General features: G+C 67.1%; 18 protein-coding genes and 1 pseudogene. 14 read left to right on the forward strand and 5 right to left on the reverse strand.

Features of this window, described 5'->3' with window-relative positions:
- Positions 1 to 101 precede the first annotated feature (101 nt).
- From ACQY4T_RS05990 to ACQY4T_RS06030, 9 genes are all read left to right on the forward strand, one after another.
- Positions 102 to 767 (forward strand): ABC transporter ATP-binding protein, encoded by a 666-nt coding sequence (locus tag ACQY4T_RS05990; RefSeq protein WP_428538895.1) that lies wholly within the window; start codon positions 102 to 104, stop codon positions 765 to 767.
- Between the two features lie 5 nt (positions 768 to 772).
- Positions 773 to 1,528: an ABC transporter ATP-binding protein gene (locus ACQY4T_RS05995; protein ID WP_428542744.1), complete on the forward strand. Its 756-nt coding sequence runs from the start codon at positions 773 to 775 to the stop codon at positions 1,526 to 1,528.
- Complete coding sequence (locus tag ACQY4T_RS06000; protein ID WP_428538897.1) at positions 1,525 to 2,439, forward strand: branched-chain amino acid ABC transporter permease; 915 nt, start codon at positions 1,525 to 1,527, stop codon at positions 2,437 to 2,439. Before ACQY4T_RS05995 ends, ACQY4T_RS06000 begins: the two co-directional genes overlap by 4 nt.
- Positions 2,436 to 3,515 (forward strand): branched-chain amino acid ABC transporter permease, encoded by a 1,080-nt coding sequence (locus tag ACQY4T_RS06005; RefSeq protein WP_428538899.1) that lies wholly within the window; start codon positions 2,436 to 2,438, stop codon positions 3,513 to 3,515. Before ACQY4T_RS06000 ends, ACQY4T_RS06005 begins: the two co-directional genes overlap by 4 nt.
- Positions 3,516 to 3,520: 5 nt before the next feature.
- Positions 3,521 to 4,438, forward strand: a complete 918-nt coding sequence (locus ACQY4T_RS06010) for an aminotransferase class IV (protein ID WP_428538901.1) — start codon at positions 3,521 to 3,523, stop codon at positions 4,436 to 4,438.
- The gene (locus tag ACQY4T_RS06015; protein WP_428538903.1) at positions 4,435 to 6,456 is read left to right on the forward strand and encodes a hydantoinase/oxoprolinase family protein; all 2,022 of its coding nucleotides are present in this window, start codon (positions 4,435 to 4,437) and stop codon (positions 6,454 to 6,456) included. Before ACQY4T_RS06010 ends, ACQY4T_RS06015 begins: the two co-directional genes overlap by 4 nt.
- A 22-nt stretch (positions 6,457 to 6,478) precedes the next feature.
- Entirely contained in the window at positions 6,479 to 8,176 is a 1,698-nt protein-coding gene (locus ACQY4T_RS06020; protein ID WP_428538905.1) for a hydantoinase B/oxoprolinase family protein, read from the forward strand.
- An 11-nt stretch (positions 8,177 to 8,187) separates the two neighbouring features.
- Complete coding sequence (locus ACQY4T_RS06025; RefSeq protein WP_428538907.1) at positions 8,188 to 8,379, forward strand: hypothetical protein; 192 nt, start codon at positions 8,188 to 8,190, stop codon at positions 8,377 to 8,379.
- Positions 8,380 to 8,864: 485 nt separating this feature from the next.
- Positions 8,865 to 9,590, forward strand: a complete 726-nt coding sequence (locus ACQY4T_RS06030; RefSeq protein ID WP_428538908.1) for a hypothetical protein — start codon at positions 8,865 to 8,867, stop codon at positions 9,588 to 9,590.
- Positions 9,591 to 9,697: 107 nt separating this feature from the next.
- Here ACQY4T_RS06030 and ACQY4T_RS06035 read toward each other — a convergent pair whose 3' ends face one another.
- From ACQY4T_RS06035 to secA, 3 genes are all read right to left on the reverse strand, one after another.
- Positions 9,698 to 10,423 carry a transporter substrate-binding domain-containing protein gene (locus ACQY4T_RS06035; RefSeq protein ID WP_428538910.1) on the reverse strand — a complete coding sequence of 242 codons (726 nt, stop codon included), beginning with the start codon at positions 10,421 to 10,423 and terminating at the stop codon, positions 9,698 to 9,700.
- Between the two features lie 144 nt (positions 10,424 to 10,567).
- Positions 10,568 to 11,236: a DsbA family oxidoreductase gene (locus tag ACQY4T_RS06040; protein ID WP_428538912.1), complete on the reverse strand. Its 669-nt coding sequence runs from the start codon at positions 11,234 to 11,236 to the stop codon at positions 10,568 to 10,570.
- 207 nt (positions 11,237 to 11,443) lie between these two features.
- Positions 11,444 to 14,173, reverse strand: coding sequence for a preprotein translocase subunit SecA (gene secA / locus ACQY4T_RS06045; protein WP_428538914.1), 2,730 nt, complete (start codon positions 14,171 to 14,173; stop codon positions 11,444 to 11,446).
- Between the two features lie 459 nt (positions 14,174 to 14,632).
- On the opposite strand from secA, the gene ACQY4T_RS06050 reads away from it, so the two are divergent.
- Entirely contained in the window at positions 14,633 to 15,286 is a 654-nt protein-coding gene (locus ACQY4T_RS06050; RefSeq protein ID WP_428538916.1) for an epoxyqueuosine reductase QueH, read from the forward strand.
- Between the two features lie 100 nt (positions 15,287 to 15,386).
- Here the strand turns inward: ACQY4T_RS06050 and ACQY4T_RS06055 are convergent, their stop codons facing one another.
- Positions 15,387 to 16,379 carry an aldo/keto reductase gene (locus ACQY4T_RS06055; RefSeq protein WP_428538918.1) on the reverse strand — a complete coding sequence of 331 codons (993 nt, stop codon included), beginning with the start codon at positions 16,377 to 16,379 and terminating at the stop codon, positions 15,387 to 15,389.
- A 146-nt stretch (positions 16,380 to 16,525) separates the two neighbouring features.
- Between ACQY4T_RS06055 and ACQY4T_RS06060 the strand changes: the two are divergent.
- The 3 genes and pseudogenes from ACQY4T_RS06060 (at position 16,526) to ACQY4T_RS06070 (ending at position 19,081) form a co-directional block, all read left to right on the forward strand.
- A pseudogene (locus tag ACQY4T_RS06060) lies at positions 16,526 to 17,790 on the forward strand (Hsp70 family protein).
- Positions 17,791 to 17,924: 134 nt separating this feature from the next.
- The gene (locus tag ACQY4T_RS06065; protein ID WP_428538920.1) at positions 17,925 to 18,251 is read left to right on the forward strand and encodes a hypothetical protein; all 327 of its coding nucleotides are present in this window, start codon (positions 17,925 to 17,927) and stop codon (positions 18,249 to 18,251) included.
- A gap of 2 nt (positions 18,252 to 18,253) precedes the next feature.
- Positions 18,254 to 19,081 (forward strand): class III extradiol dioxygenase family protein, encoded by an 828-nt coding sequence (locus ACQY4T_RS06070; RefSeq protein ID WP_428538922.1) that lies wholly within the window; start codon positions 18,254 to 18,256, stop codon positions 19,079 to 19,081.
- Between the two features lie 150 nt (positions 19,082 to 19,231).
- Here ACQY4T_RS06070 and ACQY4T_RS06075 read toward each other — a convergent pair whose 3' ends face one another.
- Entirely contained in the window at positions 19,232 to 20,626 is a 1,395-nt protein-coding gene (locus ACQY4T_RS06075) for an amidase (protein ID WP_428538924.1), read from the reverse strand.
- 67 nt (positions 20,627 to 20,693) lie between these two features.
- Between ACQY4T_RS06075 and ACQY4T_RS06080 the strand changes: the two genes are divergently transcribed.
- Positions 20,694 to 21,572 (forward strand): polysaccharide deacetylase family protein, encoded by an 879-nt coding sequence (locus tag ACQY4T_RS06080; RefSeq protein ID WP_428538926.1) that lies wholly within the window; start codon positions 20,694 to 20,696, stop codon positions 21,570 to 21,572.
- Positions 21,573 to 21,579: the final 7 nt, after the last annotated feature.

Here is a 21,579-nt window from a genome sequence, read left to right on the forward strand (position 1 = left end):
CGCTCAGCCTGCTGACCGACCGGCCCGACGTCGTCGGGCAACCCCAGGCGGCGGAACTGACAGCGGAAAAGCTGGAAGTACGTTTCGGCGGCGTGGCGGCGGTGTCCGACGTCACGCTGACGGTCCGACGGCGTGAGGTGTTCGGGCTGATCGGTCCGAACGGCGCCGGCAAGACCACGCTGGTCAACTGCCTGACCGGCTTCCAGCGCCCAACCGCCGGCCGGGTTCTGCTCGGGGGCGATCCAACCGAAGGCTGGTCGCCGGACAAGTTCCGCAAGCAAGGCGTGGCCCGCACCTTCCAGGCCGGCCGGCTGTTCCGCGACATGACCGTACGCGAAAACATCGAGGTCACCGCCGTCGGCCTCGGCCTCGGCCGGCGCGCCGCGGCGGAGCGGGCGATGGCGATGCTCGACTGGATCGGCTTGGCGGATCAGGCGCACCGCATCGCCGGAACCCTGGCCTACACCGACGAACGCCGGGTCGGCATAGCCCGAGCGCTGATCCTGTCCCCGGCGTTCATTCTGCTGGACGAGCCGGCGGCCGGCATGTCGGACGCCGAATGTGAAGGGCTGGCCGAGTGGGTCGCCACCATCCCGCGCCGCTTCGACTGCGGCGTGCTGCTGATCGAGCACAACATGCACGTCATCATGGGCGTCTGCGACCGCATCCACGTGCTCGACGGCGGCCGCACCCTGGCCGAAGGCCGCCCCACCGAAATCCAGGACAACCCCGAGGTGATCGCCGCCTATCTGGGAATGGAACCGTGACCGCAATGCTGGACCTGCACGACGTCGAAGTCCGCTACGGCCGGCTGGTGGCCCTGCGCGGCCTGACCATGGAAGTGCGCCAGGGCGAGGTCGTCTGCCTGATCGGGCCAAACGGCGCCGGCAAGTCAACCACCCTGGCAGCCATCGCCGGCGGTGTCGCCCGAACCACCGGGTCGATCCGCTTCCAGGGCACCGAACTGCCGGCGCGCAAGCCTGAAAGGATCGCCAGGCTGGGTCTCTCGCTGGTGCCGGAAGGACGCCACATCTTCGGCACCCTCAGCGTCGAGGAAAACCTGCGCATCGGCGGCTACATGCGACCCAGCGCGAAAGACGCCTCCGTCGCATTGGAGCGCGTGGCCAACTACTTCCCGCCGCTGAAGCAGCGTTGGCGCTCGCCGGCGGCGCGGCTGTCGGGCGGCGAGCAGCAGATGCTGTCGATCGGCCGAGCCCTGATGACCGGGCCAAAGCTGATGATGGTGGACGAGCCTTCGCTGGGCCTGGCACCGCGCATCATCGACGGCGTCTACGACATCCTGTTGGACCTGCGACGGCAGGAAGGACTGACCCTGCTGATCAACGAGCAGAGCTCGCACCGCATCCTGCGCTTCGCCGATCGTATCTACGTCATCCGCAACGGCGGCATCAAGCTGCACGGCGCCGCGTCGGAGTTGCAGGACGGCGAAGCCATCAAGTCGGCCTATTTCGGCTTCGGCGTGCCGCCGACACCGGTTGGTGCCAGTGAAGAGGAAGCGGCGGCTTGACCGACTTCGTGCAGAACCTGATCGACGCGTTGAGCCTGGGCAGCCTGTACGCGCTGGTGGCACTGGGGATAGGACTGCTGTTCGGCATTCTGCGGCTGGTGAATTTCGCGCATGGCGATTTCATCACCCTGGGCGCCTATGCGCTGATCATCCCATCCTCGGATGTGGTGGCGAAGATGTTTATCGGCGCCTGGAACTGGGCGTTGCTGATCCCGGCGGTCTGCGCCATCGTCGTTCTCGTGGCGCTGTTGACCGACGTGCTGGTGTTCCGCCCGCTGCGACGCACCAGCGCGCCGACCCTGATGATCGCGTCCTTTGCCGTCAGCTACATGATCCAGAACGGCGTGCTGATGGCCTATGGCTCGCGGCCGAAATCGGCAAACCTGTGGCCGGGACTGACGGCGCAGATCATGCTGGGTGGCCTGCGGGTGCCGCTGCTGCAGGTGGTGACGATCGTCACGACACTTGTCCTGATGGGACTGTTGACACTGTTCCTGTACCGCACCCGGTGGGGCGTGCAGATGCGCGCGGCGGCCGAGGATTTCCGCATGGCCCAATACCTCGGCGTGCGCGGCAATTTCGTGATCGGGCTGGCCTTCGCCATCAGCGGCGTCTTGGCGGCGGCCGTGTCGCTGCTGTTCCTGGCCCAGACCGGGTCACTCAGCAACGTCATGGGCGTGCCGCTGGCGCTGTTCGCCTTCGTGGCCGTCGTCGTGGGCGGCATGGGCAGCCTGCCGGGCGCGGTCGCGGGCGGCTTCCTGGTCGGGTTCGTCATCATCATGCTGCAGGCCTACCTGCCGTCCGATCTGCGGGTGTTTCGCGATGCCTTCGCGTTCGCCTTCGTCATCCTGGTGCTGTTGCTGCGACCGTCCGGCCTGATCCCGTCCCGCACCCTCGTGGAGCGGGTGTGAGAGCCGTCCTGCGCGGGCTGTTGACGCCGCTGCTGCTGATCGCGGCGGTGGCGCTGGCGACCCTCATCGGCGTTTTGGGCGGCGACCAGATCCAGACCTCCCTGGTCGAGATGCTGATCCGCATGGTCGTCGTGGTCGGCATGTGGGTTTTCATCGGCAACTCCGGCGTGATCTCGTTCGGCCATATCGGCTTTATGTGCATCGGCGCCTATGCCGCGGCATGGGCGACGGTGGACCCGAACTGGAAGAGCATCATGCTCACCGGGCTGCCGAATGCCCTGCAAAACAACCAGTATCCGATTCCGCTCGGCATCGCCGGCGCTGCCGCATTGGCCGCCGTCGTGGCATTGCTGCTGGGCGCGGCGATCATGCGGCTGTCCGGCATCGCCGCCTCGATTGCCACCTTCGCCTTCCTGATGATCGTCAACAGCGTCTACTCGAACTGGGATTCGGTGACCGCCGGCACCAGCTCCATCATCGGCATCCCCACCGTGGTCGGACCGTGGCTGGCATTCGGCTTCGCCGCCGCCGCGATCCTGGTGGCGCACCTGTTCGCGGTTTCCAGGATCGGCCTGATGCTGCGCGCCTCCCGCGACGACGAGGTCGCGGCCAAGGCCTCGGCGATAAACATCCTGCGCGTCCGGCTGCTGGCGTTCGTGCTGAGTGCCGCCATCGTCGGCGCCGGCGGGGCGATCTGGGGACACTTCCTGGGCATCCTGACCGCCGATACGTTCTACCTGAGCCTGTCCTTCATTACTTTGGCGATGCTGGTCGTGGGCGGCCTTGGCAGCCTGAGCGGCGCCGTCCTGGGCGTGGTGTTGGTTACCGTCGTGGTGGAGGTCCTGCGCCGACTCGAACAGGGCATCCCGATCGGCTCCACCACCGTCGTGCTGCCGGCCGGCAGCCAGGAAATCGGCCTCGGCCTGGTGCTGGCACTGGTCATGATCTTCCGCCCGACCGGCGTGGCGGCGGGACGCGATCTGGTCTGGCCGCGCCGCTGGACACGCGCCGGCCGAACCAAGCCGTTGGCCGTGCCGGAACGGCGAACCGCCGAAATCGAGGCAAGCGGGCATTGATCGCGATGCCGCAATCGCGCTTCCTCAGCGGGGCGGCCTATGTCGATGGCCGCGTCACGCCGCTGGCCGAGGCATGCATTCCGCTGACCGACTATGGCTACCGGCGGTCCGACGTGACCTACGACGTCGTCAGCGTCCGGCACGGCGCGTTCTTCCGGCTGGATGACCATCTCGCGCGGTTTCGCGCCTCGATGCAGGCACTGCGCCTCGATCCCGGACTGAACGATGGCGATATCCGCGCGATCCTGCTGCGGCTGGTGCGGTTGTCCGGCCTACGTGAGGCCTATGTCGCGATGGACTGCCTGCGCGGCGCTCCGAAACCCGGATTGCCGCCGCATCCGCTGAACTGCCGCAACTACCTGGCGGCGTTCGCCCGTCCCTACGTGTGGGTGATGTCGCCGGAGGTGCAGGCGCGCGGCGCGCATCTGATCGTCGCCGACGTGCCGCGGATACAAGAAGCCTCGATCGACCCGACGGTAAAGAACTTCCACTGGGGCGACCTCACCCAGGCCCTGTTCCAGGCGCACGATCGTGGCGCAGACACAGCGGTGCTGCTCGACACTGCCGGAATGGTCACCGAGGGCCCCGGCTTCAACGTGTTCAGCATCACCGACAATGTCGTTTCGACCCCGGATCGCGGCGCACTCGCCGGCATCACCCGCCTGTCAGTGATCGAGCTGTGCGCCGAGCTCGGGCTGCGCTGCGAGGTGCGGCCGGTGACGGTGACGGAACTGCGCGCCGCCGATGAACTGTTCACCTGCACCACGGCGGGCGGCGTGATGCCGGTGTCGCGGCTGGATGGTCGTATCATCGGCAACGACCGTCCCGGCCCGATCTCGGCCGCGCTGCGTGAACGCTACTGGAAGCGCCGCGCCGAGGGCTGGCATGCCACGCCGATCGATTATCAGGAGACAGCGTCATGATGCGGCTGGGGATCGACGTCGGCGGCACCTTCACCGACTTCGTCGCTTACGACACCACCACGTGCACATTGCGGGCTTGGAAGAACATGTCCACGCCGGCCGATCCGACCGAAGGCATCCTGACCGGACTGAGCAATGCCAGCTCTGACCAACTGTCCGGCCTGCGGCTGGGCAGCACGGTGGTGACCAATGCGCTGCTGGAGCGCAAGGGTGCGGTGGTCGGCTACGTCACCACCGAAGGCTTCCGCGACATTCCGTTCATCGGACGCGGCAACCGGCGCCATCACTACGACCTCGCCTGGGTCAAGCCAAAGCCCTTCCTGAAGCGCCGGCACGCCTATGAGGTATCCGAACGCATCGCCGCCAACGGCGCCGTGCTGACGCCGCTGAATGAGGACAGCGTGCGGGTGCTGGCACGCCGGATGCGCAACGAGAACCAGGTCGAGGCGGTCGCGGTGATGCTGATGCACTCCTACATCGAGCCATCCCATGAGCGAAGCATCCGCGACATCTTCGCCGCCGAAATGCCGGATGTGCCGGTGTCGATCTCCTACGACGTGCTACCGAAATGGAAGGAGCATTTCCGCTCCTCGACCACGCTCTGCGACGCCTACGTCAAGCCGATCGTCCGCCGCCAACTGGGATCGTTGCGGGCGCGCCTGGATGGCGCCGGGATCGCGGCGCCGATCGTGGTGATGCGTTCCAACGGCGGGGAGATGACGTTGGACGCCGCCGCCGCCGCGCCGATCCAGATGGCGGTGTCGGGGCCGACCGGCGGGGTCATCGCGGCCAAGCGCGTGGCCGGCCTGCTCGGGATCGACAACGTGGTCACCTTGGACATGGGCGGCACCTCCACCGACGTGTCCACCATCGTTGGCGGCCAGGAACGGTTCACCACCGATTTCGAGATCGAATGGGGCCGTCCGGTGCAGATCCCGATGATCGATATCCGCACCATCGGCGCCGGCGGCGGGTCGCTCGCCAGGATCGATACCGGCGGCATGCTGGTGGTCGGGCCGCAAAGCGCCGGCGCGCGGCCCGGACCGGCCTGCTACGGTCGTGGCGGCACCGAACCGACGGTAACCGACGCCAATGTCGTGCTGGGGCGGATCGCGGCGGACAACTTCCTGGGCGGCAGCATGAAGCTGGATCCGGCCGCGGCGCGCGAAGCCGTCGCCGGGCTGGCCGCGCAACTAGGCATCGGCGTGGAACAGACCGCGCTGGCGATCGTTCGCATCGCCAACAACACCATGGTCGGGGCGTTGCATACCTCGCTGACCGAGCAGGGGCTGGACCCGCGGGATTTCACCATCATGCCGTTCGGCGGGGCAGGGCCGCTGCATGTCTGCGACCTGATGCAGGAGGCCTCCATCCGGCGCGCGGTGGTGCCGAATTTCCCAGGCCAGTTCTCCGCTTTTGGCTTCATCCTGGCCGACGCCAGGGTCGATCGGCACCGCACCGTTCAGCTCTCCTCACGCGCCTTCGACGAGGCGCGCGCCGAGGCGGCGATGGCCGACCTGGTAGCGGAATGCCTGGACGAATTGCGCGTGCAAGGACACACCGACAACGTAACGATACTGCGCAGCGTGGACATGCGTTACGCCGGGCAGAACTACGAACTGAACGTTCCGGTCCATGCCGACAGTTTGCATCACGACGGCCGGACCGCGTTGTGGGAGGCGTTCCACGCCCAGCATGCCGCGCGGTTCGGCTTCCGATTGGGTGACGCGGTGGAGATCATCACCTTCATCGTCACCGCCAGCGTCGCCACCGGTGCGATCGAACTGCCGACCATCACCAAGGCTTCCGCTGCACCGGTGCAGGCGCACCGCCGCGCTGTCTGGTTCGAGGCGGGGTGGATCGATACACCGGTCTATGACCGAGGCAGCCTGCTGCACGGCCACGAACTGCCCGGCCCGGCGCTGGTCGAGGAGACCGCATCGGTCACCGTCGTCGGGCCGGGTCATCGGCTGACCGTGGATGCCCACGGCAACCTGCATATTCTCGATGCAAGCTGATATCGACAGGGAGATACCTGGCATGGATATGGTCACGCTGAACATCGTCGGCGGCATCCTGGTCTCGATCTGCCGCGACATGGGGGTGACGCTGATGCGCACGTCCTACTCCACCATTTTCAGTGAATCGCTCGATTTCACCTGCGGGCTTGCGCTGCCCACCGGCGAACTCATCGCAACTGGGGATTTCTGTCCGTCGATGATCGGCGGGCTGCCCCTGCTGCTGCGCTCCTGCGTGCAGGAAATTCCGCTCGATACACTGCGTCCGGGCGATGTGCTGGTGCACAACGATCCCTATCGCGGCGGCCTGCACACGCCGGAGCACACCTTCTTCAAGCCGGTCTTCGTCGACGGCGAAATCATGGGTTTCGCGGTGTCCATCGGCCATGTCTGCGAAATCGGCGGCATGGCCCCGGCCGGCTTCGCCGGTGAGGCAACCGAGGTGTTCCACGAGGGCCTGCGCGTGCCCCCGGTGAAGCTGATCCGCGAAGGCGTGGACGAGCCGGATATCTGGCGGCTGCTGCTGGCGAATGTGCGCACGCCGCGCTACAATTACGGCGATTTCCGCGCCCTGATCGCGGCAACCGACCTGGGCGAGCGGCGCATGGCGGAACTGGTGCGCAAGCACGGCAAAGCCCGGTTCGTCGAACTGGGGCGCGAGTTGATGGCCTACTCCGAACGCCGCATGCGGGCCGAGATCAGCAAGATTGCGGACGGCAAATACATGTTCGAAGACTTCATGGAGGATGATGGGATCGAAGACCGCGCCTATCGCATCCGAGCCACCGTCTTCGTGCAGGGTGACGAGCTGATCGTGGATTACACCGGTAGTGACAAGCAGGCGAAGGGCCCGATCAACGCGACTCTGGGGGTAGCCTGGGGTGCCTCCTACAATGCGGTCTTGCAACTGACGGATTCCACAATCCCGAAGAACTCCGGCTGCTTTCGCCCGATCCGCGTGCTGGCCCCGGCCGGCACCATCGTCAACGTCAATTTCCCCGGGCCTTCGGTCGGCGGCAACACCGAGACGCATTGCCGGATTGCCAATGTGGTGATGGGCGCGCTGGCACCGGCGATGAAGCCGCGTTCGGCGGCAACCGATGGCGCCAGCCACAGCAACTTCCTGTTCGGCGGCAACGATCCGGAAACCGACGAGTTCTTCTGCTGCTACGACCTGACCCCAGTCGGCTGGGGCGGCCGCAGCTTCGCCGACGGCAACGACGCGGTCGGTGGTATCAATGGCAACTGCCCGCATACCCCGGTCGAGGTGTTCGAATACCGCTATCCCTGGCACGTCGAGGAATTCCGGCTGGTGAACGATTCCGGCGGCGCCGGCACCTTCCGCGGCGGTCTGGCACTGACCAAGACAGTGCGGGCAACGACCGCGCCGATGACGTTCTCCTACATGAGCGACCGGCAGAAGCTCAGTCCCTGGGGGCTGCATGGCGGACTGCCGGGGGCGAAAGCCGAACTGCTGATGGCGCGCGACGGCAGCGGGTCGTGGCTGACGGTGACCCAGGCCTTCAACAAGGTCTCACCGAGCAAGTTCGCCAATGTGCCGATCCGGCCGGGGGATCGGATCCGGATCGTTTCGCCGGCCGGGGGCGGCTGGGGGCCGCCCGAACACCGCGACCCGGCGCGGGTGCTGGAGGATGTCCGGGAGGGATATGTCTCGGCGGAACAAGCCCGAGCGGTTTATGGCGTCACGCTGGGCGATTAGGGGGTGGGGGGATGCGATTTTCGCCGGAAGGCTATTACGTCGAACGTTACGTTAAATGCGCGAATTGCGGGCTGCTGATCTACGACCAGGGCGTTGCGGGCACCGGCGGGACGGGGCTGTTCTGCTCGGCGTGGTGTGTGGCTTGGGATGAGCAACGCCAGGCCGGGGTCGAGCATCCGGTGCTGAAGCTGCCGACGGACTGATTGCGGCACCGGGCCGCACCTGATCGAACCTATCCGGAGCATTGCGTGAGGGATCGAAAGGTGAGCCGGTAAGCCGCAGAATTCTGCCTTCTGGCGAATGGGGTGTCCGAAGAACTAGAGCACTTCCACGGTGACTGGAAATAACCGGCATGGCGGAGGCAGTTGGCGCATTCCTGCGAAGTGAAGCATCCGGTCAGAGTTCCCAGAGCGTTCCACAGCGCCTCGACGGTTCGGATGGCCATGGCTCGCAGCCGGCCTTGAGTTTGGCGAACGTCTTTGCCGAGAACATCCGCAACCTGCCAATGCACTGCCCGGGTCGAGCATTACGCACCCGAAATGGGGCCCCGACCGCCACGCTCGCGACCCCAGATACCCCATCATTCCACCCCACCACGCCAGACCGACAAAGAAATAATTCTTGAATACTAAGGACAATTCGCCTACCTAGACCGACGAACAAACACCGAACCCAGCAGCAGGCCCCCATGTCCGTCACCATCAACTCCGCCACCACCAACTCCGCCACCACCAACTCCGCCACCACCAACTCCGCCACCACCAACCGCCTCCACACCAATCTCCCCCAAGCCGTCCTCGAAACCATCCTCACCCGCCTCGCTGCGCTGTTCCTCGCCGGTGCCGGCGGCGACCCAACCGCCGCCCGCCACGCCGCCGCCCAGATGCTCGCCGCCTACCACCCGGAAACCGAGGACGAACTCTACCTCGCCGCCAGCGTCGTCAGCTTCGGCTTCCAGTCACTCGAAGCGCTCAGCCAAGCCGCCACCCCGGACATGCCGTTGACCCGCATCCTCCGCCTCCGCGGCGGCGCCGTCACTCTCAGCCGCGAATCCGACAAAGCCCGCAAACGCCTCGACCAACTGCGGAACGCCCGGCAGCAAGCCGTCCCCGCCGAACCGCGGCCCGAACCGACCCAGCCTGAGCTAGCCCCGCCCGAACCAGCCCAGCCCGAACCAAAAGTCGCCAAAGCCCTCGACCTGATCCAGGACACCGCCCAGATTGCCGAAGCCGCCAAGACCAGCGGCCTGACCTGGGCCCAGTCGCACGAAAAGCGCCAGCAAGACGAGCGCATCGCCGCGAGCCTGAAGCGAGCCGAGGCGCGCATCGCCGCGCAGGCCAACGCCACCACGCTCGGCCATCACAGCCCAGTCCCGGCGGCGCAGTCATCCAGCCCGGGCAATTGCCTTCGCTGACCCGACCAGACGATGCTCACCGCAGCCAGCATCACCGCGGGGAATGTTCCTCTCCAAACACCCCGCTCACCGCCTCCAGCATAAAAACCTTCGCGCTAAAGTCGCCCTCACCCCGGCGGCGCCACCGACAACCCATTCACCTGGTGCTGTGCAATGAACCGCGCCACCAGCCCCGACGCCTTCGCCTCCTCGACGACCTCGCGCAGCCACGCCGCCGCCGCCGCGTTCGCCTTCGCCGTCCCAACCGCCTGCTGCACCGCGGTGAACTGCCCCGGCAGGATCACCGCGCCCGGCAGCTTCGCCACATCGCTCAGCAGCCGAGGCCGCAGTCCGGCCAGTGCCTCCAGCCGCTCGGACAGGAACTGATCCAGCGCACCGTCCAGGCTGTTCGACCGCACCAATGTCGCCCGGCTGATATTGCGCTCCAACCACAGGTCGTAGGCACTGCGGGCGGTCACCGCGATCCGCACGCCAGGCTGGTCCACGTCGGCGATCGCCTGCAGCGGCGACCCGGCGGGCACCAGATAGGTCGCCTCGATCTCGGCATAGGCAGCGGTGAAGGCGATCTTCTCGGCGCGCGCGGGTTCGGCGCCGATCAGCCCGATATCCCAAACGTCATTGCCGGCAACATCGGCCAGCTCGCCCGGCTTGGCGAACGGCACATGCTGGATCGGCACACCCAGCCGATCGGCGATCGCCCGCGCCATGCTGGGCGACACCCCCTCAGGCTCGCCGGCGGCGCTGCGCCCGGTGACCAGCAGGAAGTTGGACATGTTGATGCCGGCGCGCAGCACGCCATGCGGTGCCAGTTGGGCCTTGATTTCTGGGGTCATCGGTTCCGTTCTCGCATGGGGACGCCGCGGCCGCGCACCAAACCGGGGTTCGCCGGTTGTCGCGAACCGCAGACCCCCGACACTAGGCGGCGAAGCAGGGCTTCGGCAACCCGCGGCGGTCGGCCGGTTCCAGCCGGAGGCCGGTCAGATCCGCACCGTGCCCACGCTGGCGATGTCCAGCAGGCGTTCGATCACCTCGGGTTCCTGCGCGCCGGCGATCGCGTGCATGCCGTCCACGACGAAGCACGGCACGCCGTTGATGCCCAGCCGGTGCGCCCGCAGATTGTCGGCGTGGACCGCCTCGGCTTCCGCCTCCGAGGCCAGGAACCGTCGCACCGCGACCCGCTCCATGCCGCAGGCCGTGGCGATCGCCGCCAGCACGGCATGGTCGCCGATGTCGCAGCCATCGGTGAAGTGCGCCGCAAACAACGCCTCCACCAGCCCATCGGCTCGGCCGTAGCCGGCGGCGTAACGGACCAGGCGATGGGCATCCACCGAGGACGGCGTGCGGCGGATGCGCTCGAAGCGGAAATCCACGCCCTCGTTGCGGCCGGTCTCGCTGATCGTCGCGTAGAGCCGCCGAGCCCGGTCCTCGCCGCCGAATTTGCGCACCACGTAGTCCGGCCGCGCCATGCCGGTGCGCGGCATGTCGGGGTTGAGCAGGAACGGGCGCCAGATCAGTTCGAATGCCAGGTCGGGGCGGCGGCGCATCGTGCGCAATAACCGCCGCACCCCAAGATAGCACCACGGGCAGATCAGATCATGCACGATCTCGATCAGCAGCCGAGCCTTCGGGGGCGCCAGGACGTTCACGTCAGAAGTGTGACGCCTTCACCCGGCGTTGTCACGCCCCGATCGGGTTCGGTGCTTGCATTGTCGCGGTCGGCGTCAGGCAATTACCGAAAAACCGACCGCGGTTCGCCGCGGACCTGGTCGATCACCGCGGATCAGTTTCCGGCCTCGACCTGGCGGCGGGATAGTTCCGACTTAGCATTCATCGCCAGTCGGCGGCGGTTTGGGTCAGGCCAGTCTGCCATGGCAATGCTTGTACTTCTTGCCCGACCCGCACGGGCACGGCGCGTTGCGCGGTGTCGCCGCCCAGGTGCTCTGGTCGGCGGGATCGACGGCCGCCGTGCGGTTCGGTGCCGCCGTCACGACGCGCGGCGCGGCAACCGGTTCGGCCAGCGCGAGGTCCGACAGCATCGCCGATTCCGGTTCGGCGTGACTTTCCACCATCCGCATAATCGGCGGCGGCGCCAGCGGCTGGTCGGGGGCAAGTTCGACGCGGGCCAGCAGGCTGCTGACGCGTTCCTTCAGCTCGCCCAGCATGGCGTTGAACATGGCGAACGCCTCGGACTTGTATTCGTTCAGCGGGTCGCGCTGGCCATAGGCGCGCAGGCCGATGCCCTGGCGCAGGTGGTCGAGCGCATACAGGTGCTCCTTCCATACCGCGTCCAGGGTCTGGATCAGCAGGCTCTTTTCGATGAACCGCATCAGGTCGGGACCCATATTGGCGGCTTTCGCGGCCATCATCTGTTCCACTGCGGCATCGATCCGCTCGCGCAGGCCGGTTTCGTCGATGCCGTCTTCGCGGCCCCAATCCTCGATCGGCAGGGCCAGGTTGAACACCCGTTCCACGTCGGCGGTGAGTTCGGCCAACTGCCATTGTTCGGAGAAGGCTTTTTCCGGCACCCTGGCGGAGACCATCGGGGCGAGCACGTCCTGGCGCATGTCGGCGACGGTTTCGGTGACCTCGGTCAGCGTCATGAACTCCTTGCGCTGGGCGTACAGTTCCTTGCGCTGGGCGTTCATCACATCGTCGTATTTCAGCACGTTCTTGCGCGTGTCGAAGTTGCGCGCCTCGACCTTTTTCTGGGCCTTTTCCAGCGCCTTGTTGATCCACGGGTGGACGATCGCCTCGCCCTCCTTCAGCCCCAGGCGCTGCAGCATGCCGCCCATCCGGTCGGACCCGAAGATGCGCATCAGGTCGTCTTCCAGCGACAGGAAGAAGCGCGACCGGCCGGGGTCGCCCTGGCGGCCCGATCGGCCGCGCAACTGGTTGTCGATGCGCCGGCTTTCGTGGCGTTCGGTGCCGATGACGAACAGCCCGCCGGCGTCCTTCACCGCCTGGTGGGCGGCGGCGTTCTCCTCGCGGATCACCGCCTCGCGCCGAGCGCGGGCATCCGGGTCCTCGATGCCGGCAAGTTCGCGCAGCAGCCGGACATCGAGGTTGCCGCCGAGTTTGATGTCGGTGCCGCGGCCGGCCATGTTGGTGGCGATGGTGACCGCGCCGGGCGCGCCGGCCTGCGACACGATCCCGGCTTCCTGCTCGTGGAAGCGGGCGTTCAGCACCGCGTGCGGAACTTTCTTCTGCTTCAGCAGGTTGCTGATGGTCTCGCTTTTCTCGATCGAGGTGGTGCCGACCAGCACCGGCTGCCCCTTCTCCCGCGCCTCGGCGATCAGCGCGGCCACCGCCTCGTATTTCTCCGCCGCGCTGCGATAGACCTCGTCGTCCTCGTCCTTGCGGGTAACCGCCACATTGGTCGGGATCTCCAGCACGTCGAGCTTGTAGATTTCGGCGAACTCGTCGGCCTCGGTCAGCGCGGTGCCGGTCATGCCGGCGAGCTTCGGATAGAGGCGGAAGTAGTTCTGGAAGGTGATCGAGGCCAGGGTCTGGTTCTCGGCCTGCACGGTGACGTGTTCCTTGGCCTCCAGCGCCTGGTGCAGGCCTTCCGAGTAGCGCCGGCCCTGCATCATGCGGCCGGTGAACTCGTCGATGATGATCACCTGGTCGTCGCGCACGATGTAGTCGACATCACGGGCGAACAGGGTGTGGGCGCGGACCGACTGCTGGACGTGGTGCACCACCGAGACGTTGAAGATGTCGTAGAGGTTGCCCTCGGTCAGCACCTCGGCCTGCTTCAGCATTTCCTCGACCGTTTCGCTGCCGGGTTCGGTCAGCGAGACGGTCTTGAACTTTTCGTCCTTTTCGTAGGTCTCGGGGTCCTTGACCAGTTCCTTCACTACCAGATCGACCTGGCGATACAGGTCGGAACTGTCCTCGGCCGGGCCGGAGATGATCAGCGGGGTGCGCGCCTCGTCGATCAGGATCGAGTCGACCTCATCGACGATCGCGTAGCTGAACTCGCGCTGGACCATGTCTTCCAGGCGATATTTCATGTTGTCGCGCAGGTAGTCGAAGCCGAATTCGTTGTTGGTGCCGTAGGTGATGTCGGCGGCGTATTGGACGCGCTTGGAGTCCTCGTCCTGGCCGTGCACGATGACGCCATAGGTCAGTCCGAGGAAGTTGTAGATCTGGCCCATCCAGTCGGCGTCGCGGCGGGCCAGGTAGTCGTTGACGGTGACGACGTGGACGCCAAGGCCCGCCAGCGCGTTGAGGTAGACCGGCAGGGTGGCCACCAGGGTCTTGCCCTCGCCGGTCTTCATTTCCGAGATCTTGCCGTCATGCAGCACCATGCCGCCGACCAGTTGGACGTCGAAGTGGCGCTGCCCGAGGGTGCGGCGGCTGGCCTCGCGGACCACGGCGAAGGCTTCGGCCAGCAGGTCGTCGAGGGTGGCGCCGTTGGCCAGCCGGGCGCGGAATTCCAAGGTCTTGGCGGCGAGCGCCTCGTCCGACAGCGCCTTCATGCCGTCTTCCAGCGCGTTGATCGCCGGGACCCGCCGCTGGTACCCCTTCAGGAAGCGGTCGTTGGAGGAGCCGAAAATGGCGCGGGCGATGGAGGCGAGCATGCGGACCTTTCAGGCGCGGCCCGAGCGAGGCTCGGGCGTCCGGGGACGGAGATAAGGCCCGGACGGGTCAGGGTCAACGATTTGGGGAAAATCAGCAGGCTCGTGAACCGGTGGTCGCGGCTGGCCGGGGTGACGCGGGTCGGCGCGGCGGCCTTTTTGGCAGCGCGCGGCCGAATCGCTCAGCCGGTCATGATCACGCGTGGTCGCCTGGCGAGGACCCGAGAACCTGATCAGAGCTGTAGCCAAGCCGGTCTAGCGGCTTGCGCGGGGTTTCGCCATGCTCTGTTGGCACGACGGCCACGCTCCCACGTGCCCGTTCGGTCTGCGTTGCCACCACTTCATCCAGTTCGCCGCGAAGGCGGTATAGATCGGACGCAGCGGCGCAGTCCGAGGCATGTTGGGTTCTGGCTGAGGTGGGGAGAATTTTATTTCACGGCATTTCGTGCTATGAACGGCGCGATGAGCGATCGTACCCGCCCTATGCTGACCCCGCCCGGCGGGGAGACCAAGGTCCTGCTGCATTCGTGCTGCGCGCCGTGTTCGGGGGAGGTGATGGAGGCGATGCTGGCATCCGGCATCCGCTATACGATCTTCTTCTATAACCCCAACATTCATCCGAAGCGGGAATATTTGTTGCGCAAGGACGAAAATGTCCGCTTCGCCGAGAAGCACGGCGTGCCGTTCGTCGACGCCGACTACGACAAGGACAACTGGCTGGCGCGGGCCAAGGGCATGGAGTGGGAGCCGGAACGCGGGGCGCGCTGCACCATGTGCTTTGACATGCGGTTCGAGCGCACCGCGCTGTATGCCCACGAGCACGGTTTCCCGGTGATGACCAGCTCGCTGGGAATCTCCCGCTGGAAGAACATGGCGCAGATCAACGACTGTGGGATGCGGGCGGCGGCGCCGTACCAGGATCTGAACTATTGGGAGTACAACTGGCGCAAGGGTGGCGGCGCGGATCGCATGATCGCCATCAGCAAGCGCGAGGAATTCTACCAGCAGGAATACTGCGGCTGCGTCTATTCACTGCGTGACACCAACAAGCACCGCCACGACACCGGCCGGCAGCCGATCGCCTTCGGCACGCAGTTCTATCGCGCGACGAAATGAGGGCTCGATCTCCGGTGACCTGACCGCCCTTTACGGGCCGATCGCCAGCGGTGCCGCATGACGAGCCACGCGGCGAGGCAGGCGCGGGGCCCGGGGTTGGTCAGATGAACACGCCGGCCATACCGCCGGCCGGGTAGCGGGTGCCGGCCGCGGCGCCGACCGGGACGGCCTCGGACATGCGCGCGACCTCCTGCGGCGACAGCTTGACGTTCAAAGCGCCGACGTTCTCGTCCAGCCGCTTGGCGTGGCGGGTTCCGGGAATGGCAACGACGTCCGGCCCCTGGGCCAGCAGCCAGGCCAGGGTGACCTGCGCGGGGGTGCAGGATTTTTCTCCGGCGATGGCCTCGATCTTCGCCACCAGGGCGCGGTTCTGGTCGAAGTTCTGCTGCTGGAACCGCGGATGGGCGGAACGGCGGCCGTCGACATCGGAGAAGCTCTTGATCGCCCCCGTCAGGAAGCCGCGGCCCAGCGGCGCGTAGGCGACGAAGCCGATGCCGAGTTCGGTGGTCAGCTTGCGGGTCGCCTCGGCCTCTTCGCGATACAGCAACGAATACTCGGTCTGCACGGCGGCGATCGGATGCACCTGATGGGCGCGGCGGATGCGGTCGGGGGCGGCCTCGGACATGCCGAGGAAGCGCACCTTGCCCTGCTGGACGAGCTTGGCCATGGCGCCGATGGTGTCCTCGACCGGGACGGCGGGATCGACGCGGTGCTGGTAATACAGGTCGATGACGTCGACGCCGAGGCGCTGCAAGCTGGCCTCGCAGGCCTGGACAACGTATTCGGGACGTCCGTTGACCCCATTGGACTGCCCGGGGCGCTGGATCTGGCCGAACTTGGTGGCGAGCACGACGTTGTCGCGGCGGCCCTTCAGGGCCCGGCCGAGCACTTGTTCGTTATGCCCCCAGCCGTACATGTCGGAGGAGTCGAGGTGGTCGACGCCGCTGTCGATGGCGTGGCGGATCAGGTCTTCCGAGACCGCGTCGTCGGCCTCGCCATAAATGCCTGACAGCGACATGCAGCCGAGGCCGATGGCGGAGACCGATAGGCCCTTGCCGAGCGAGCGATGTTCGAGCTTTGGCGCTGTTGCCATAGGATGTGCCTCCTGGGTTGCGATGGAGTATGGCCGACGCAGGCGTGGCGCGCCAGGGAACCCGAAGACCGGAACCCGACGCTTCGTGCTTGCGCGCCGCCAGCGACTGTGGTCGGAAGCGGCCGTTTTCGCGGTGGGCCACGGACATGACGGTGATCGGCGTTGATTTCGGCACGACCAACAGTGTCGTCACCGCATTGCGCGCCGACGGGTCGGTCGAGACGGTGCGGCACGCATTCTGCACCGCCGAACTGGACGTCATCCGCTCGGTGCTGTGCTTCTGGAACGACGGCGCGCGGGACCGCATCGTGCTGCGCCACGCCATCGGGCCGGCGGCGATCGAGGCGTATCTGGACGATCCGCTGGACAGCCGGCTGATGATGTCGCTGAAGAGCTACCTGGCGCAGCGCAGCTTCAGCGAGACCAGGGTGTTCGGCCGCCCGTTCGCCCTTGACGGGCTGATCGGCCTGTTCCTAACGGCGATCCTGCCCAAGCCGCACGACGCAATGCTGGTCGCCGGGCGCCCGGTGCGGTTCGCCGGTGAGGCGCCGGACGATGCGTTCGGCGAGCAGCGGCTGCGTGCGTGCTATGCCGCCGCCGGCTGGCCGCGGGTGTGCACCGCCTGGAGCCGGAGGCCGCGGGCTATCGTTTCGCTCGTGGCCTGAGCGCGCCGGCCACCGTGCTGGTCGGTGATTTCGGCGGCGGCACCAGCGACTTTTCGGTGCTGCGTTTCGAGCCCGGCAGCAACCGCCGGGTGACCGCGCTGGGCCGTGCCGGCATCGGCATCGCCGGGGATACGTTCGACTACCGGATCATGGATCAGGTGGTGTCGCCGCGGCTCGGCAAGGGCACGACGTATCGGCCCGGGGGCACCGATCTGCCGGTGCCGCCGGAGTATTACTCCAGCTTCGCGCGCTGGCACCGGCTGTCGCTGATGCGGGCGCCGAAGACGTTGCGCGACATCGAGGCGGTGGCCAGGACGGCGCGGCATCCAGACCGGCTGGGCGCACTGCTGCGGCTGATCCGCGATGAGCTGGGCTATGAGCTGTATCGCGCCGTGTCGGGGGTGAAGGCGGAGCTGTCGCGCGCCGAGAAGGCGGTGCTGCGGTTCCGTCACGCCGATTTCGCCATCGAGCAGACGATCGCGAGGGCGGATTTCGAGCACTGGATCGCGCCCGACATCGCCCGCATCGCGGCCACGGTGGATCTTGCGCTGGCCGAGGCCGGGCTGCGCCAGGATGCGATCGACCGGGTGTTCCTGACCGGCGGCACGTCGTTGGTGCCGGCGGTGCGCGGGCTGTTCACCTCGCGGTTCGGGGCCGCGCGGGTGACCGGGGGCGACGAGTTCGTTTCGGTGGCCGAGGGGCTGGCGCTGATCGGGCGCGACCGGGCGGGCGGGGCGGTCGAGTAGGAATCCAGGGGCCCCGTCTGGGCGGCAGCAGGACCGGTGCGGCGGCTGCGACCCGCGGTCCCGCCCCGGTGGGTGGTTTGCCGCGGCGTCGTAGGCACTGTACAACGCAGAGAATAAAAGATCGGGAGGCCGCTTTGGACGACGTCATAGCCGGCTGTCATGTCTTCACCGGCGAGCGATCGGCGAACAGCTACCAGCTCAACAAGATGGCCAACAGTCTGCGTTCGGACGCGGCACGCGCCAGCTTCATTGCCGATGAGGCCGGGTATATGCGGGCGATGGGCTGCGCCGAACGGGAGATCGAGTTGGTCGGCCAGCGCAACTGGAAAGCGCTGATGGAGCATGGCGCGAGCATCTACCTGCTGCTGAAGATCGGCGCCGCGGTGGGTCACTCGTTGCAGCAGATCGGCGCCCATACCGGGGGGATGACGTTGGCGGAATTCCAGGTGAAGGAGCACTGACCATGGCAACGGTGATCGGCGGCATCGGCACCTCGCACGCTCCGACGATCGGGGTGGCCTGGGACAAGGGCCAACAGCGGGAACCGATGTGGGCGCCGCTGTTCGACGGCTACGTTCCGGCGCGACGCTGGCTGGACGAAGTGAAGCCCGACCTGTTCCTGATCGTTTACAACGACCACGTGAACCAGTTCTTCTTCGACGCCTATCCGACCTTCGCGCTGGGAGTCGGGGCGGTGCATGCGCAGGCGGACGAGGGCTGGGGCAAGCGGGCGCTGGCCGACTTGCCGGGCGACCCGGATTTTGCCTGGCATCTGGCTCGATCGCTGGTGGAAGACGAGTTCGATCCGACGATCTGCCAGGAGATGGCACTGGATCACGGCATCCTGTCGTTCCTGCCGTTGCTGACCGATACCGACTGGAAAGTGCCGGTGGTGCCGCTGGCGGTGAACGTGATCCAGCACCCGATCCCGACGGCGCGGCGGCTGTTCCGGCTGGGCGCTGCGTTGCGGCGGGCGATCGAATCGTATCCGGGTGGACGGCGCATCGTGGTGGTCGGCACCGGCGGGCTGACGCATCAGTTGCACGGCGCGGCCTATGGTCGGCACAACGAGGCGTGGGACCATGAATTCATGGACCGGCTGGAGAGCGATCCGGCCGGACTTTCGGCGCTGTCGATCCAGGAGTACATGGAACGCGGCGGCACCGAGGGCGTCGAGATGATCATGTGGCTGGCGATGCGCGGCGCGCTCGGTGATCGGGTGAGGCGGGTGCATCGCAACTATACCGCTCCGCTGACCACCGGCTATGGGTTGCTGGTGTTGGAGAGCTGACCGCTTAGGTGCGCGGTGCGAGATTTCAGTGGCGGCTTGGACGTTTCTCTTAAGTTTCGATCATGGCGATCCCGGGGTGGGGGCGCCAACACGTTGCGGCTAAGTTCCGATGGTGGGCGCCGGAACGTTGCGATTAAGTTACGGCCGTCATCAGTCCAGATCGGCGACCCCGAAGGGCTGCGCCAGTTCGATCAAGCGTGCCGCGCGCAGCACCAGGTCGTCGCGGAACTGCGCCGCCGCGATCTGCACCGAGTTCGGCAGGCCGTCGCCGCGCGGTCCCATCGGCACCGAGATCGCCGGCTGGCGCGTCAGGTTGAAGGCGAAGGTCCACGGCGCCCATTCGGTCCACAGCGCGCGCACCGGATCGGTGGTCGGCGCGTCGGCCAGCGGCGGCCCGGCCGGAACGGTGGGGCACAGCACCAGGTCGTAGCGCTGGTGCAGCCTGGCCATGGCGTGGCCGGCGGCGGCGCGGGTGGCCTCGGCGTCCATGAACTCGATCGCGGTCATGCCGCCGAGCGTTTCGGCGACCTCACGGATACCGGGATCGAGCAGGCCGGCCAACTGCGACGGCAGACCCGCCACCAGGCGCGACAGCGCCGCGCCCCAGACGCGTGCGAACACGGCGCTGGTGTCGGGCAGGCCGGCGTCGGCCGGTTCGACATAGGCGCCGGCGTCGGCCAGCAATTGCGCCGCCCGCTCCACTGCAGCGATGCCATCGGCATCGACCGGAGCGTCGAAGCCGGGATTGTTCAGCACGCCCACGGTGAGGCCGGAGACGCCGGCCTCGATGCCATCCAGCCAGTCGCGCGGATCATCCGGCAGGCAGAACGGATCGCGCAGGTCGGCACGTGCCATCGCCCCGAACATCAGCGCGGCGTCGCGCACGCTGCGGGTGATCGGGCCGGCGACGGCGACGCTGGCGAAGGCGCTGGCCGGCCATTGCGGGATGCGGCCGTAGGTCGGCTTCAGCCCGACCAGGCCGCACCAGGCCGCCGGGATGCGCACCGATCCGCCGGCGTCGGTGCCGATGTGCAGCGGGCCGAACCCGGCGGCCGCGGCCGCGGCGGCGCCCGAGGACGAGCCTCCGGTGGTGTGGGCCGGGTTCCAGGGATTGCGGGTGATGCCGTGCAGCGGACAGTCGCCGGGCGACTTCCAGCCGAACTCGGTGGTGGTGGTCTTGCCCAGGATCACCGCGCCCGCCGCCTTCAGTCCCAGCACCATCGGGGCGTCGTCGGGCACCGGTTCGGGGCTGGTGGTGCGGCTGCCGCGCCGGGTCGGGAAGCCGGCCAGGTCCACCAGGTCCTTCACCGTGCACGGCACGCCGTCCAGGATGCCGAGCGGGCGGCCGGCGCGCCAGCGTGACGCGCTGTCGGCGGCCGCCTGCAGCGCGGCAGGGTTCATCACGGCGAAGGCGTTCAGCCCCGGGTTCAGCCGAGCCACGCGTTCGGTGATGGCCTGCAGCACGTCGACCGGGCTGAGCTGCTGTCGGGCGTAGGCGGCGAGCATGTCCTCGGCGGTCAGCAGGGCGGGATCGAGGTCGGGCATGGGGCTCTTTTCCAAAGCGGCGGTCTGGGTGCAGCATGGCGGTCGCAGCGCATTGAGGGAACCCCGCATGAGCACCGAACCGTGGCAATGGCCGGAACAGACCTGGCGGACGATGGTGGGGCGGGCTCGCGCCGGGCGCAGCTTGAAGCCGGCGGCTTGGCCGCAGGGTGCGCGCTGCGCGGTGGCGATCAGCTTCGACGCCGATCACGAGACCATCCCGCTGCGCGACAACGACCCTAGCCCGATGCGGATCAGCCAGGGCCAGTACGGTGCCAGGCAGGCGACGCCCAGGATCCGCAAGCTGCTGGAGCGGGAGTCGGTGCCGGCGACTTTCTTCTATCCCGCGGTGTCGGCCTTGCTGCACCCGGATGAGGTGCGCGCGGTGGCGGGCGATGGGCACGAGATCGGCATTCATTCGTGGATACACGAGGTCAATACGTCACTGCCTCGGGAGGCGGAGCGCGAACTGACGCTGCGAGCGCGGGAGACGCTGGCCAAGGTCAGCGGTGTCGAGCCGGTGGGCATCCGCACCGCGAGCTGGGACTTCTCGGTCAACACGCTGGATATCATCCGGGAGATGAAGCTGTTGTACGACAGCAGCCTGATGGCGGATGACGATCCTTATGAACTGGAGGACCAGGGCGAGCCGACCGGCATTGTCGAACTGCCTCCGGAATGGATTCGCGACGATGCGGTTTATTTCAACATGCTTCGGTTCTCTGGACTGCGTCCGTATACGCCGCCCTCGGCGGTGGAGGAGATCTTCACCGCGGAGTTTGATGGGGCTTGGGACGAGGGCGGAATGTTCCTGCTGACCATGCATCCGCACATCACCGGCCACCGTTCGCGGCTGCCGCTGCTGGGGCGGTTGATCGGGCACATGAAGGCGAAGGGTGGGTGCTGGTTCGCGACCCATGCGCAGATTGCTGGGTGGTGCCGGGGGTAGGACGCGG

The sequence above is a fragment of the Rhodopila sp. genome (assembly GCF_965277825.1).
Lineage (GTDB): Bacteria > Pseudomonadota > Alphaproteobacteria > Acetobacterales > Acetobacteraceae > Rhodopila.

Coding starts and splice junctions, on each gene's coding strand:
- ACQY4T_RS05995 (WP_428542744.1), top strand. CDS start 773: ATGCTGGACCTGCACGACGTCGAAGTCCGCTACGGCCGGCTGGTGGCC.
- ACQY4T_RS06010 (WP_428538901.1), top strand. CDS start 3,521: ATGCCGCAATCGCGCTTCCTCAGCGGGGCGGCCTATGTCGATGGCCGC.
- ACQY4T_RS06015 (WP_428538903.1), top strand. CDS start 4,435: ATGATGCGGCTGGGGATCGACGTCGGCGGCACCTTCACCGACTTCGTC.
- ACQY4T_RS06020 (WP_428538905.1), top strand. CDS start 6,479: ATGGATATGGTCACGCTGAACATCGTCGGCGGCATCCTGGTCTCGATC.
- ACQY4T_RS06025 (WP_428538907.1), top strand. CDS start 8,188: ATGCGATTTTCGCCGGAAGGCTATTACGTCGAACGTTACGTTAAATGC.
- ACQY4T_RS06030 (WP_428538908.1), top strand. CDS start 8,865: ATGTCCGTCACCATCAACTCCGCCACCACCAACTCCGCCACCACCAAC.
- ACQY4T_RS06035 (WP_428538910.1), bottom strand. CDS start 10,423: ATGACCCCAGAAATCAAGGCCCAACTGGCACCGCATGGCGTGCTGCGC.
- secA (WP_428538914.1), bottom strand. CDS start 14,173: ATGCTCGCCTCCATCGCCCGCGCCATTTTCGGCTCCTCCAACGACCGC.
- ACQY4T_RS06050 (WP_428538916.1), top strand. CDS start 14,633: ATGAGCGATCGTACCCGCCCTATGCTGACCCCGCCCGGCGGGGAGACC.
- ACQY4T_RS06055 (WP_428538918.1), bottom strand. CDS start 16,379: ATGGCAACAGCGCCAAAGCTCGAACATCGCTCGCTCGGCAAGGGCCTA.
- ACQY4T_RS06070 (WP_428538922.1), top strand. CDS start 18,254: ATGGCAACGGTGATCGGCGGCATCGGCACCTCGCACGCTCCGACGATC.
- ACQY4T_RS06075 (WP_428538924.1), bottom strand. CDS start 20,626: ATGCCCGACCTCGATCCCGCCCTGCTGACCGCCGAGGACATGCTCGCC.
- ACQY4T_RS06080 (WP_428538926.1), top strand. CDS start 20,694: ATGAGCACCGAACCGTGGCAATGGCCGGAACAGACCTGGCGGACGATG.